The sequence below is a fragment of the Cohnella sp. WQ 127256 genome (assembly GCF_024519285.1).
Classification (GTDB): domain Bacteria; phylum Bacillota; class Bacilli; order Paenibacillales; family Paenibacillaceae; genus Cohnella.
In genome coordinates this window covers 235,404-249,260 of the sequence record NZ_JAMZCY010000004.1, presented here as the reverse complement: position 1 = coordinate 249,260, position 13,857 = coordinate 235,404, and the positions used below count along the sequence as shown (strand labels likewise).

Sequence of the window (13,857 nt, the reverse complement as noted above, 5' to 3'; positions counted from 1 at the left end):
ATTCGATACAAATGATTAAGACGTGCAGGAGACATGAAGCCTTCAATATAGAGGGTTTCATGTTTTTTTGTGGCTTGTCTGCAAGTTTTTCATGAATTATGTACACAGACAAGAGGATTTCGAAGGGATATGTTGAAATTTGTCAGTATATGATTTAAATAATAGAAACATTTTGTAGGCTAGGGGGCAATGCGGCTATGGCATATCGACTTGGTGTGATTGCACCATATTTGGACGGAGAGTACTACGGTCGGTTATTGCCACATATCCACCAAGCGGTTCGTGAAAGGCAGTCCACATTGTTTGCTGTGCAGGTGGCGGATGATTACTTGGGAATAACTGCATTGGAGGATCCGATTGCATTCGAGCTCGTTGATGCATGGATATTAGTCTTACCTACTGCTAGTGCTTCTTTCCTTGAAATGCTGAGTAAGAGTGATAAGCCCTTTGTTTGTGTCGGATATCAATCGCCTTATCCACAGGGACATTCCATTCTCGTTAATAATCGGATGAGTACGAGTATTTCGGTAAATCACCTCATCGATCATGGTCATCGAGAAATTGCGTTCATAGGCTACCTTGATCAATACGATTTGTATGAACGTTATTTAGGTTATAAGGACGCTTTAGAGCAAAGAGGAATTCCCTTCGATGAACGTCTGGTTGTCAGAACGGAAGACAATTTATTAGAAGGTGGGTTGCGAGCTTTAGAGCAGCTGCTCCAGATTGGGAATTCTTTTACCGCAGTGGTGGCGGGTACAGATTTAAACGCTCTTGGAGCGATTGATGCTCTACAGTCTAAGGGCTACTCTATCCCAAAGGATTATGCGGTTATTGGATTTGATGATATTCATCAAGCTGCGGTGAATTATCCTTCGTTGACTACGGTTAGACAGCCTTTCGAGAATATGGCTAGAGAAGCGGTCGATCGGGTATTTGAGAAGCTTGAAGGAAAGCTTCCTGAGGGCAATGAAACGATTGTTGCAGCTCAATTCGTGGCTAGGACGTCGTGCGGTTGCTCGGAAAGAACGCAGTTCTCAACATCGAGTGATTTCGATCGTCATATGAAAAGTCTATCGGAGCTACGCCTCTCGCTTCATCAAATTACAGACAATAACTACAAAATGACCAAGGGACTAATCGTAGCCACGAAAAGCGACAAGATCCATATTTCCAAGCTGTTCTGGAATTTGTCTCATTGGGGCTGCTTAGCATTATGGGAAGAAGACGAGGAGGGTCAGAGGCATCTGGTTGTGCGGCAAGTCTTCAGCAAGAATGGAGATCCTGTACCCACAGAAGGGGAGAGGTACCGGCTGCAAAACTTCCCTCCCGTTGATATGCTACCGCCTAGGACTCGACCTGGTGGAGAGGATGTTGTTATTCTCCATCCAGTCAAATCAGATTTACAGAACTGGGGTTATATCGCTCTAGCGGGTCCGCTTGACCCGTTGAGCAATTATGTCGCAAATGATCTTTCTCGTCATAGTTTTACGATTCTGGCCGTCGCACTAGAGCGTGAGTTACTGTTTCATCAGGTTCGATCGATTGCTGAGAAGCTAGAAGTCGTATCGAGAACGACAAATGATGGCATCTGGGATTGGAGCTTGGACACCAATAGAATCGAATGGAACATCCGCGCCCACAAGATCTTAAGCGGGGCAACCACGAAGTTATCGTCAGACCCTAATTTGTTCTTGTCCTTTGTTCATCCGGAAGATCAGCCTATAGTTAGCTTAGCTTTCATACAACCTTTTCAGAAGGATAAGCCTATTCAATTAGAGTTCCGGTTCCAAGGCGCGGGTAAGCAGCTTGTCTGGTTGTACATTGCTGGAGATATCATCTGCGATACCAAGGGCATTCCGACTCGAATTATTGGCTCGTTGACCGATATTACAGAGAAGAAGGCAAACGAAGCTAGAATTATTCAGCTAGCCTATCAAGATGCACTTACTGGTCTCCCGAATCGATTGTTCTTCAAAGAACATTTACTTACCACGATGGAAAATAGAGTCCAGGATGGGAATAGATTAGCCGTCATGATGATTGATCTAGATCGATTCAAAATCGTCAATGACACTCTTGGTCATCAAACGGGTGATTTACTCCTGCAGCACGCCTCACATTCGCTGAAGGAATGCGTTGGGGAGCATGATATTATCGCACGTCTGGGCGGTGATGAGTTTATCGTGCTGTTATCCCGTATTGAAGGGGTAGAAGATGTAAAGCTTGTTGCGGACAGGATACTTCGGATGCTGACGAAGCCGTTCCTCTTGGAGGGTCAGGAATTTTACTTATCGGCAAGTATTGGGGCTTGCCTGTACCCGAATCATGGGGAGGATGTAGATTCCTTAATTAAATATGCTGATTTGGCGATGTATCATACAAAAGAGAACGGCGGCAATGGTCTTGAGATTTATACGCCAGCATTAAGCTCGAAGAGGGTGGAACGCTTCAACATGGAAAACAATCTAAGATATGCCCTGGAGCGGAATGAGCTCGCACTGAATTTCCAGCCTCAGGTTTCCCTCTTAACGGGGAAGGTTTACGGTGCGGAAACTCTAATTAGATGGCATACACCGGACGGAAAGACCATTCAACCCGGAGAATTCATTCCTTTAGCGGAGGAAACAGGACTCATCGTACCCATTGGACAATGGGTGCTAGAGAAGGCTTGTATGGAATGTAAGCGTTGGATTCACGCCGGAATGCCGTCCTTGGTTATTTCAGTGAATATCTCAACTTTACAATTTCAACAGGAGAATTTCCCGAGCATAGTTAGGAATGTTCTTCAGACTACAGGCATTGCACCGTTTAATCTCTGCTTAGAAATTACCGAGCATACGGCGGTTCAGAATATGGAGCATAGCATTAGAATGCTAGGCGAGCTAGTGGATATCGGCGTCAAAATCGCCATAGATGATTTCGGAATCGGTCAATCCTCGCTTCTATGGCTGAAGAAGCTGCCTGTACATATTGTGAAAATTGACCCGTCCTTTATCCTGCACATGATAGAGGACTCGGATGACGATGCGATTGCCAAGGCGGTTATTGAAATGTCGCATAGCTTAGGCTTATCCGTAACGGCGGAGGGGGTTGAGACGGAAGGCCAGCTACAGAGATTGCAGCAGCTACAGTGCGATCGAATTCAAGGGTTTTTCACTGGCCGACCAATGACCTCGGATCAATTTATTGCGTACTTCCAAGAAATCTCTAGCTGGATGAATGAATAGAAGCACGCGGAGAGAAGTCGATCAGACTTCTCTTTTTCTTTGCGAGTTAAGGAATTCAGCTATAGAGGTCATCGGATACTCGGAGTGCTATCGGCATAGTACGATGCCATCGCTTCGATTTCTTGGTTGATGGCATGGCGTAATGGCTCTGGAGCAAGAGCTTGTGCATGTCTTCCAAGTCCAAGCAAGATTTCACAAGCGGATTCGATGGCTTGAAATTCCACGGTCGCTTCAATCCAATTGTTGTCTTCCAATAATTCGTGAGATTGAACAGTCAAATATCGCTCCTGACAAAATTTGTTCCATCGAGTAGGGGCAATTCTTACTTGAGCAAGGTAGCTTGGCAGGCTTGATTTGAAACTTTTCATCGAATGCTCCCAGTAGGAAGCTAGATGAAAGGCTTCGGGACGAGTAAAGGTTTCTTCGAGAGAATAAGCGACCTTCAATCGGGAGATTCTGAAAGTTCGGATCTCGTTATCACCCGTTTGCGCGATCATATACCAGATGCTTTGTTTGGCTACAAGCCCAAGCGGGGAAACCGTTCGCTGCGTATCTGAATCGGTATCCCAGCTACGATAGGAGATGTTCAACTTTCGCTGCTCCCATACACATTGCTGTATGGTTTGGAGGATTGACGTATTGGAGGGTGCCGGGGAATGCCAACCGGCGCCATCCACATGGATGCGTTCACGTACGTATTCCGCGTCTCTTTGCGCGGGTATAGGTAACGCCGAGAGTAGCTTACGGAATGCAGTCTGCACTTGGTCGTTTAAGCCAAGATCCTTCACAACGCTGGAAGAATGGATGAGCAGTAGGGAGCGAATTTCATCGGCTGTCATTCCCGTAATTTGATTTCGATAACCTTCAGATAATAGCCAGCCGCCCTTGGAGCCTCGTTCCGCATATACGGGTATTCCTGACAGGCTTAATGCTTCCATATCGCGATGGATCGTTCGTTCAGACACTTCTAGTTGCTCGGCTAGCTCGCGCGAAGAAAGCTGTCCATGAGCTTGCAGTAAAGACATAATTATCAGAAGGCGGTTCGCTCTCATCGTGTTGTTTCCTCATCTCATCTTATTTCTTTTTTTAATCATACCACTTATATATGACAGGAGTTGTCATATATAGACGATACACTGAGGTAGTACAGGATTCAGAAGCTGAGGAGGCGTTAAGATAATGAAATCATTAAAGGGTAAGGTGGCAGTTGTAGCTGGTGCGACTAGGGGAGCGGGGCGTGCGATAGCGATGATGCTTGGGGCAGCGGGTGCTACGGTATATGGAACTGGACGAAGCGTTAGAGGGAATCCTTCCGATATGGGGCGCGCTGAGACGATTGAGGAAACAGCGGACCTTGTGACCAAGCAAGGAGGACGTGGCATTCCCGTACAGGTGGATCATACGGTAGGAGAACAAGTAAAGGCTTTGTTCGATAGAGTGAATGAGGAGCAGGAAGGAAGATTAGATATCCTCGTAAATGATGTATGGGGGGGCGAGAAGCTGACGGAATGGGGGACTCCGTTTTGGGATGGAGATCTGGACAAGGCGCTCCTCATGCAGCAACGAGCGGTGCAATCTCATATGATTACGAGCTACTACGGGGCTCCGCTTCTTGTAAAGAGAGGACAGGGTCTTATTGTGGAAGTTACGGACGGACACGATTATCGTTACCGTGGTAATTTGCCTTATAGTTTAGCCAAAGTATCGGTCATCCATCTGGCTGAGGCGCTCTCTGCTGAGCTTCGTCCACATGGAGTTGCAGCTGTATCTGTGACCCCGGGATTTCTGCGTTCGGAGGAAATGCTGGAGCATTTCGGAGTTACGGAGAACAACTGGATGGATGCAGGGAAGAAGGATCCTCATTTTCTACAGTCGGAAACTCCATTGTTCCTTGGTCGTGGTTTAGCTGCATTGGCTGCAGACCCGGATCTCATGAAAATGTCAGGAAAAGCACTGACATCTTGGGGCTTATCGGACGAATACGGAATTGTTGATGTTGATGGAAGAAGCCCGCATTGGGGGCGCTATGCGGAGCGACAAAGGTTCTAGAGAGGTGCCCATTTGAGCAAATGGCTTATAAATAAATCATTGTCTTCGTTAATAACATCTGTCATATTGGTAGGGAATATCATCCTTAACGAAGGGGGATTACTCCATGCCGTTTGGTAAGCAAAGGGTATTACCAGCAGTCAAGCAGATGAAAGAGCTGGAGAAGCTCCTCAGCTCTCCCTTCGAATATATTGTGTTATTGGGTGGGAAGATCGGAATGCTGCGGCCGATCATTGAGCTAGCGGAGCACCAAGGTAAGAAAATTTTATTACATGCGGATTTGATCGATGGGCTCAAAAATGATGAATATGCGGCAGAGTTTCTGTGCCAGCAGATCCGTCCTGCAGGGCTAATATCAACAAGGATGTCTGTCATTCAGCGCACGAAGCAGAATGGACTGTTATCTATTCAGAGAATCTTCCTCATAGATTCAGGAGCAATGGAGAAAAGTGTTGAGCTAGCTATCAAAGCTAAGCCCGATTTCATTGAGGTGCTTCCGGGGGTTATTCCCCATCTGATTGCAGAGGTCAAGGAGAGAACGAGCATACCCGTTATTGCGGGTGGGATGATCCGCACGGTAAGTGAGCAAGAGGAGGCGCTGTGTGCCGGGGCAGTAGCGGTAACAACGTCGCGGCGGGAATTGTGGTCGATGGACATGTCTCATATTTGAAAGGAGTCTTGTTGTGAGCACTTATATACTAGCATTGGATCAAGGCACCACGAGCACCAGGTCTTTACTCGTTGATAGAGAAGGTCATATCTCTCATATGGCGAGAGAAGAGATTTCACTTCTGTACGATAAGCCGGGATGGGTGGAAGTAGATGCGGAAGCGATCTGGCAATCCACAATTCAGGTCATTCGAAAGACAGCACTAAGCGCGGATGTCAGCTTAGAAGAGATCGCAGCCATCGGTATTACGAACCAACGTGAAACCGCTGTCATTTGGGATCGTATCACAGGTAACCCGATCCGGCCGGCCATCGTGTGGCAGTCCAGGCAGACGGAGGGAATATGTACGGATCTGAAATCGGCTGGTCATCAAGCGTTATTTCAGAGTAAGACAGGGCTATTGCTTGATCCTTATTTCTCAGGGACAAAGGTTGCTTGGATGCTGCGGGAAACCGAAGGAGCTAGGGAGAAGGCTTCAAAGGGACAATTGTTGTTCGGAACAATCGACAGCTGGCTAGTCTGGAAGCTGACGGGAGGTCGTATCCATGTAACGGATCCTTCTAATGCTTCTCGAACGCTCATGTATAACATCCATACTCAGCAATGGGATGAAGAGTTACTCCAGATTCTTGATATTCCTGCTTCGATGCTTCCAGAGGTTCGATCAACCTCTGAGGTATATGGACATACAGATAAGGAGATCATCGGAGCGGAAATCACAATCGCTTCCATCGTGGGCGATCAGCAAGCGGCACTATTCGGACAAGGTTGTTTTCAGCCGGGTGAAGCGAAAAACACTTATGGAACCGGTTGCTTTATGCTCATGAACACGGGAGAGGAAGCCAAATCCTCAGAGCATGGCTTGTTGACGACGATTGCATGGCAAATCGACGGGGTCATGGAGTATGCTCTGGAAGGCAGCGTTTTTGTTGCAGGGTCTGCCATACAATGGCTCCGCGACGGAATAAAGCTAATCTCAGATGCGGGAGAAACCGATGCTCTGGCCTCTAAGGTGGAATCAACGAATGGGGTATATTTTGTTCCGGCTTTCGTTGGTCTCGGTACACCCCATTGGGACAGTGATGTGAGAGGATCTATGTTCGGCATATCACAGGGAACAACGAAGGAACATCTTGTCAGAGCAACCTTGGAAGCTCTTGCTTACCAGACAAAGGATGTCCTGAAGGTGATGGAGCAGGATGCGGGGCTCATGCTGAAGTCGCTTTGTGTGGATGGTGGTGTGGTTATGAATGACTTCCTCATGCAGTTCCAAAGCGATATGCTAGACATCCAAGTCGAAAGACCTGTCGAGAATGAGTCAACAGCGCTTGGGGCTGCGTATCTGGCTGGTTTGGCCGTTGGCTTCTGGAGTGGACGCGAAGAAATTCGCCGATTAAAGAAGGTGGATCGAACGTTCGAACCCCAAATTTCAGCGACCAAGCGGAGCGAGCTGTTCGAAGGCTGGCACCGTGCAGTAAAAGCCGCGATAGCTTTCAAAGGCGAATAGTGTTATATTCATCCTACAAGTTAATAACGGTTGGAGTACAGGAGAAACCATGTCAAGACTTTCGAAACCCTTCTCGGGTGACGAAAGCCATTGTCATGGTTTTTTCTCATTCATAGGAGGAAACCTCATGTCGAACAAATCACATTCAAATCATAAACAAAGTATCCCTAGCCCTAATACGTTATCCAGTTTGAAGAGAGCAGAGCGTTTAGTAGAAATGTCCTCTCAACAGGTTGATCTGCTCGTTATTGGAGGAGGGATTACTGGCGCTGGAATCGCCCTGGACTCCGCATCGAGAGGGTTGCGCACCGCGTTAGTGGAGATGCAGGACTTCGCAGGGGGAACGTCTAGTCGATCAACCAAATTGATTCACGGCGGACTCCGGTATTTGAAGCAATTTGAGATCGGGGTTGTCGCTGAGGTCGGTAAAGAACGGGCTATCGTTTATGAGAATGGGCCACATGTAACGACTCCTGAGTGGATGCTGCTGCCTTTCTATCAGGGCGGCACATTCGGACCTTTAATGACCTCGATCGGATTGCGTGTATATGACTTTCTCGCGGGGGTTAAGAAGCAGGAGCGTCGTAAGATGTTGAACGTCGCTGAGACGTTGGCTAAGGAACCACTGCTCAAGCAAGCAGGACTTAAGGGGAGTGGCAACTATGTCGAATATCGTACGGACGATGCTCGGCTAACGATTGAAGTGATGAAGAAAGCGGTTGAGCATGGAGCGACAGCGGTGAACCATGCCAAAGTGGAGTCCTTTATCTACGAAGCGGGGCAACAAAAAGGAGTCGTTGTTCGGGATTTACTAAGCGGGAACACCTACGAGATTCGTGCTAAGCGGATTGTTAATGCAACCGGGCCGTGGGTGGACCAATTGCGGGAGCTGGATAAATCCAAGCAAGGGAAGACGATTCGGTTAACGAAGGGTGTACACTTCGTATTCGATCAACAGCGGTTTCCGCTACGCCAAGCGATCTACTTTGACACACCGGATGGACGAATGGTGTTCGCGATTCCTCGTGATGGGAAAACGTATTTTGGAACGACGGACACGGACTATGCAGGGGATACTGCGCACCCTACCTTTACAGCACAAGATCGAGCCTATTTGTTAGAGGCAGCTAATTTTATATTCCCTAGTGTGAAGCTTACGGAAGAGGATGTTGAATCAAGCTGGGCGGGCTTAAGGCCACTTATTCAAGAGGAGGGCAAGGATCCTTCGGAAATCTCTCGCCGCGACGAAATCTTCTTATCTACATCTGGAATGCTGTCTATTGCCGGAGGCAAGCTAACGGGTTATCGAAAGATGGCTGAAGCGGTTGTTAATCGTGTGCTGGAGCTTGGAGTGAAGGAGGGAGACGGGAATTCCATTAACGCGAACGCGACGTGTAGAACGAAAGACATGACGATTTCCGGTGGTGATGTGGGGGGATCGCAGGCATTCGAAAGCTATGTGAGGGGTCGAGTCGCTGAGGGAGTGGCGTGTGGTTTGAATCAAGAAGAGGCGGTGAGAATTGCTCGTCGTTATGGCTCGAATGCACCCATGCTCTATCGGATAGCGGCTGATGCCAAGGGTCTGGCAAGTACGTACGGAATTCCTTTGACATTGGCACTTGAGCTCATCTATGCCATTGAGCATGAAGGGGCAGCTAAGCCAGAGGACTTCTGGGTCAGGCGTACAGGAAGACTCTACTTCGATAGGGCTTCCGTGCTTCAATGGAGCGATGCCATCTCATTGGCAATGTCTGAGTTGCTGGGCTGGAACGGTGAAGAAAGGCAACTGTATCAGGACGACATGAACCGACTCCTGAAGGATGCGGTATCTCCAGTGAATTAGAAAATACCGAAAACCCTAAGGGCTCTTCTCAAGGCTTGGAAGGGGATTGCTTGGATAGCTGAGCTCGAACTTGAACGAGCAACCCTCTGCCAACGTCGGTCTTGCACAAACCATATTGCTACGGAAGTGGCCGCCCAAATGACAATGGGAATGATTGCTTTCGTTAAGTGAAGCGGATCAGGCGTTACAATCAGGAAATAGAAAACCGTTGCCGCTCCAAGAGCCGACATTTGAAAAGGGACAATGATCCAAGGGTGACCTGCGAGCTTACGGATGTCTACAGGCAATGGGGCAATGGTTGTTCTGCGAGTTAAGCTCCACAGCTTCCAAAGTCTTGGCATGGATAGGAGCCAAATAGCGAGCAGTGGAATGATCGTTAAGGGGAGATGTAGCAGCAAGCTAAGCTCCCAGAATGCTGATCCCTTAGAAGACGCTATGAGAAGTGTAGTTATGATAACCCCAATAGCGGGGAGTGTAACATAAACTGCCCAAACCATTTGCTTACGTGTTTTGCGGCATTGTCTTTCAGACGATCCACCATAGAGTAAGCGAGAAGCTTTACTGCCTGCAAACCAAGATAGAATAAATAAAATAAATACAAAGAAATAGATGACAATTTGAAGGATAGAATACAAAGGGGAAACCTCCTTGATATGATCCGCGTCTTTACCCCGTAAATCTCTGCTGGATAACGATAACTCTATTGTAGCTTCTGCTGGACCTTCGTCGTAACCGCCTCAAGTTTGGAGATGACCCCGACTAAAGTTGGAGATACATACCAGCCACAAATTAAGATTTCATAGGTTATAAGCATAAGAAAACACACCGCATCTCTCGTGTAGGGAAGAGAAATGTCGGTGTGTGGGATAAATGGGCTCTCATGATGCCTATTGCTGTTGTTCGACTTTAATATTCCCGCTATCGGTCCTAATCTTCACGAATTCGTTGGTCTCATGTTTGGATTCAGGGGCGTTTATATTACCGGAATCGACTTTCAGATCGTAAGATCCTGCGAAGCTAGAGGGCACCTGAACATAGGCGTTGCCTGAATCAACGGAGATATCGGTATCGGATGTATCTAGTTTATACAGCTTCACGTTACCTGAGTCGACTGAGATATTGGTGCTTCCCGTCATGTTCTCAAGTGTGATATTTCCGGAGTCGGTAGAGGCCACTAATTCTGCAGTCACATGGTTCCCTTTAATATTTCCTGAATCCGCATCAAGGTTCAAATAATTGCTCTTGAAATGATCAAGTGTAATATTTCCGGAGTCGGTGGACAATTCTGCTGAGGAGATTTGCACAAGGGCTGCATCTGTTACTGTGATATTCCCAGAATCCAGTGAGACCTTCAGCTTTTCCAACAGGGAATCATCAGTGACAGAGATCACGAGCTCTTCTTTCGTCTGATTAGAGAAGTTAAAATCAAAAAAATTAATATACTTCTTAGGTAAACGAGTTAGATCAAGCTTAAGGCTTTGGTCGGAAATTTCAGTTGCCATCGCCTTCTCAATCATTTTCTCCGTTCCACTCCCGTTAAGGTGAATAGAGTTTTGACCGTCCGTGCTCTTCACAAAAGAAATATTAACAGGGTAGTCGCTCACAACGTGTAGATTGCGCAGATCAGAAGCAGAGAAGGTCCACTTTTTCTCAAAGCTAGGGAGATCTCCATCTGATTTCTGTCCAATGGCTAGAGCGCCTATAACCCCGATTGCAATTAAGCAGATGGCAGTAAAGTACCAAAACTTTTTCATTTAATTATCTTCCTCTCCATGTCTTGTAATTCCATTGGCTATATTTATTTGTACCTACTAGCAGCCCCTTACTGAAATAACGGGTCAGTGAAGCTAGTAGCATCCCGATTCCAACCATCCCTATTGCAGTGAACAACTTGACTGGCGCATAACTATTGTACATATACGTTTCTAGTACGAGTATCAACGGTGACAGAATTCCAGCGATTGCTGCTATGCCTAATGCAAGGCAAGTAGCCCATAACGCTACACATACAGGAATGGCGATTAGATTTAGAAAAAAGAGTACAATTGACACCCCGACGAACCGGGGAATATCCGGACGTTGTCGTGCCGGTGAGGGTGTCCACGGGGGTGGGAGTAGAGCGTCGTGGCCAATAACTTCTCGTGCCAGCGTTAGGGGGTCACCAAGTTCCCTAGAGATATCTGTCTCTGTCTTACCATTCTGCTCGCCGTGAATAAAATGCAATTCATAATCTCTTATTAGCTCGTTCCGCTCATCCTCAGGTAATGAGACGAGATAGTAGCGGAGTGTTTCAATAAACTCCTGTTTATTCATGAGTGATCCCTCTTCCATTAATTTCTTAATTATATCGTAAGATCAACCGATTCATATCCGACGTGAGTTGATAGTAAACCTAGACTAAAGTTGGGGAGGTTCTATTATTTTGGGAAATTACCTTGCTCGATCAAATTGCCTACATTTTTCACGAACTCGTTCCAAGCGATAGTAAGAGCTTTGACATAAAGCAGCCCTTCTGGTGTTAGCTGGTAGTATTTCCTTGGGGGGCCTTCATTAGATTCCTGTAAATAAGTCGTACAGTAACCGTCCTTGACTAACCGACGTAGAAGGGGGTAAAGCGCACCTTCTGCGACTTCGACATGCTCCGATACAGCCTCTGCGAGTTCGTAGCCGTAACGATCGTTCTTCTGGATAAGAACGAGAACACATAGCTCGAGAACGCCCTTTTTAAATTGCGTATTAATATCCAAGTTCACTGCCTCCTACCTCGACTAATAAGCGTCTATATTCAGTACTGATTAATAATTAGTAGCTGTTTCATCTATAATTTAACATGCGGTATTGAATAATGCAAGGTACTGGTTAAAAATAAATAGAGGGAGGTTTAAGGCTTGTAAATGGGCTTTAAATCAAATGCTTAAGCTATTCTTAAGATATGAGCTTGTCCAATCATGGTACAATATGTAAATCAAATGGAAGAGGAAGTGTTTAAATGCGTTTTAATAAGGTGTTATTAATGACGATGCCAGTGGTATTAACTGCAGGACTGCTTGCTGGCTGCAGTAGCTCTGACAATGACTCCAAGGACAATACGATAACGAAAATAAAAGTGATGCACTACGACGAAAGAAGCTTTTACCAGCAATATGGTATGTTGTTCTCCGCACTTTATCCTAATATCGAGATCGAAGTTGCTTCTACACAAAGTGTTAATTATGAAGAAGGCAAGGACATGCAGAAGGCGATGCAGGATTTCATTGCGGAGCAGAAGCCGGACGTTCTCATGCTGGGTACGGATGAATATGCTCGTATGGCGGGTGAGGGTAAGCTATACAATTTGGAGTCCTTTATTAAGAAGGACAAGTATGATCTCGAAGGAATTGCGCCGGGAGTCGTTGATTATATCAAACAAAAAAGTGATGGTATTCTGTACGGGTTAGCACCGGAATTCTACAGTCAGGCTATCTTCTATAATAAGGATCTCTTTGCTAAGCATGGCATTCCATTGCCGGAAGATAGAATGAGCTGGGAGAAGCTGTTGGAAATTGCTGCTCGTTTCCCGACGACAGGATCGAAAGAAGACCGGGTATATGGCTTGAAGGCCGGCTACCAGTCAGATCTCTATCAGTTGGGTATGACGATTGGTAGCTCTATGGGTTTATCGTACATTAATCCAACAGCGAAGCAGTTGATGATCAACACCGATTCTTGGAAAACGTCATTCGAGACCGCGGATAAAGCGATTAAATCCGGGGCATTGTTCACAGAGGACCCTAATCAAATGAACGGTGGCTCTTCCAGCTATGAAGATTATCTCATGAGGGATCCATTCATTAGCGGGAAGGTCGCGATGACCATGGAGAGCAGCTATTTAATCAATCAGATCAAAGAAGCGAAAAATGTACTTAAGGGTAAAGGTGTGCAAAATTGGGATGTCGTTACGATGCCGGTCAATCCGCAGACACCGGATGAAAGCTCATCGGTAAACCTTAGCCAAATCTTCGCGATTGATGCCAATTCCGCAAACGTAGACGCGGCATGGAAGTTTGTAAGCTACATTAATGGTGATAACTTTGCAAGAGTTACATCGAAGCTCCAGAACGGAGGCTTTCCAACACGGACCAAATATGTCGCCGATGAAGAAGGACATCATATGGAAGCCTTCTATAGCTTGAAGCCGGCTCAGAACAATATGTACAAGGATTATGATAAGCTCCCGCAGCAGTTCTATGGAAAATTCGATGGATTGACGCAGCAGGAGTTCCAAAATGTGAAGGACGGAAAGGCTACCATCTCAGAAGCGCTTGATAATCTTCAAGTAAAAGGGCAGCAGCTATTGACTGAAGAATTCAATAACGCTGCGAAAGCCGATACGACGAATGCGGGAGAAGCCTCTCCGAGTACCGATCAGACGACTACAATTGTGACGGGTGGGACGACCTCATCATCAGCAGTAGCGGAATAAAGAATAGTTTTTGTCCAACTTGTGAATTTTGTCTTTATTTTGTCACAACTCCGTGCTACAATGTTCACATATAGCGCTTTCAACGGAGAGGAGTTG

The 13,857-nt window shown here is 46.5% G+C and carries 11 protein-coding genes; 6 read left to right on the top strand and 5 right to left on the bottom strand.

Annotated elements, in window-relative coordinates; all coding sequences use genetic code 11:
• Positions 1-197: 197 nt before the first annotated feature.
• A complete protein-coding gene (locus tag M1K58_RS12775) occupies positions 198-3,230 on the top strand; it encodes an EAL domain-containing protein (protein ID WP_256759242.1) in 3,033 nt (1,010 codons plus the stop codon).
• Positions 3,231-3,298: 68 nt separating this feature from the next.
• Here M1K58_RS12775 and M1K58_RS12770 read toward each other — a convergent pair whose 3' ends face one another.
• Positions 3,299-4,282 (bottom strand): helix-turn-helix transcriptional regulator, encoded by a 984-nt coding sequence (locus M1K58_RS12770; protein WP_256759241.1) that lies wholly within the window; start codon positions 4,280-4,282, stop codon positions 3,299-3,301.
• 127 nt (positions 4,283-4,409) lie between these two features.
• Here M1K58_RS12770 and M1K58_RS12765 point away from each other — a divergent pair, with 127 nt between their 5' ends.
• The 4 genes from M1K58_RS12765 to M1K58_RS12750 all read left to right on the top strand — a co-directional run bounded on the left by M1K58_RS12765 (position 4,410) and on the right by M1K58_RS12750 (position 9,299).
• On the top strand, positions 4,410-5,279 hold the full coding sequence (locus M1K58_RS12765; protein WP_256759240.1) for an SDR family oxidoreductase: 870 nt from the start codon (positions 4,410-4,412) through the stop codon (positions 5,277-5,279).
• Positions 5,280-5,385: 106 nt separating this feature from the next.
• Entirely contained in the window at positions 5,386-5,949 is a 564-nt protein-coding gene (locus M1K58_RS12760; RefSeq protein ID WP_256759239.1) for a glycerol-3-phosphate responsive antiterminator, read from the top strand.
• Positions 5,950-5,962: 13 nt separating this feature from the next.
• Positions 5,963-7,456, top strand: a complete 1,494-nt coding sequence (gene glpK / locus M1K58_RS12755; RefSeq protein ID WP_256759238.1) for a glycerol kinase GlpK — start codon at positions 5,963-5,965, stop codon at positions 7,454-7,456.
• A gap of 127 nt (positions 7,457-7,583) precedes the next feature.
• Positions 7,584-9,299, top strand: a complete 1,716-nt coding sequence (locus M1K58_RS12750) for a glycerol-3-phosphate dehydrogenase/oxidase (RefSeq protein WP_256759237.1) — start codon at positions 7,584-7,586, stop codon at positions 9,297-9,299.
• On the opposite strand, the gene M1K58_RS12745 is transcribed toward M1K58_RS12750, so the two are convergent.
• From M1K58_RS12745 to M1K58_RS12730, 4 genes are all read right to left on the bottom strand, one after another.
• A complete protein-coding gene (locus M1K58_RS12745; protein ID WP_256759236.1) occupies positions 9,296-9,934 on the bottom strand; it encodes a hypothetical protein in 639 nt (212 codons plus the stop codon). The two genes, M1K58_RS12750 and M1K58_RS12745, sit on opposite strands and share 4 nt — an antisense overlap.
• A 252-nt stretch (positions 9,935-10,186) precedes the next feature.
• Entirely contained in the window at positions 10,187-11,053 is an 867-nt protein-coding gene (locus M1K58_RS12740; protein WP_256759235.1) for a DUF4097 family beta strand repeat-containing protein, read from the bottom strand.
• A 4-nt stretch (positions 11,054-11,057) separates the two neighbouring features.
• Complete coding sequence (locus tag M1K58_RS12735) at positions 11,058-11,612, bottom strand: DUF1700 domain-containing protein (RefSeq protein ID WP_256759234.1); 555 nt, start codon at positions 11,610-11,612, stop codon at positions 11,058-11,060.
• A gap of 104 nt (positions 11,613-11,716) precedes the next feature.
• A complete protein-coding gene (locus M1K58_RS12730) occupies positions 11,717-12,046 on the bottom strand; it encodes a PadR family transcriptional regulator (protein WP_256759233.1) in 330 nt (109 codons plus the stop codon).
• A 242-nt stretch (positions 12,047-12,288) separates the two neighbouring features.
• On the opposite strand from M1K58_RS12730, the gene M1K58_RS12725 reads away from it, so the two are divergent.
• Complete coding sequence (locus M1K58_RS12725) at positions 12,289-13,761, top strand: ABC transporter substrate-binding protein (RefSeq protein WP_256759232.1); 1,473 nt, start codon at positions 12,289-12,291, stop codon at positions 13,759-13,761.
• Positions 13,762-13,857 lie beyond the last annotated feature (96 nt).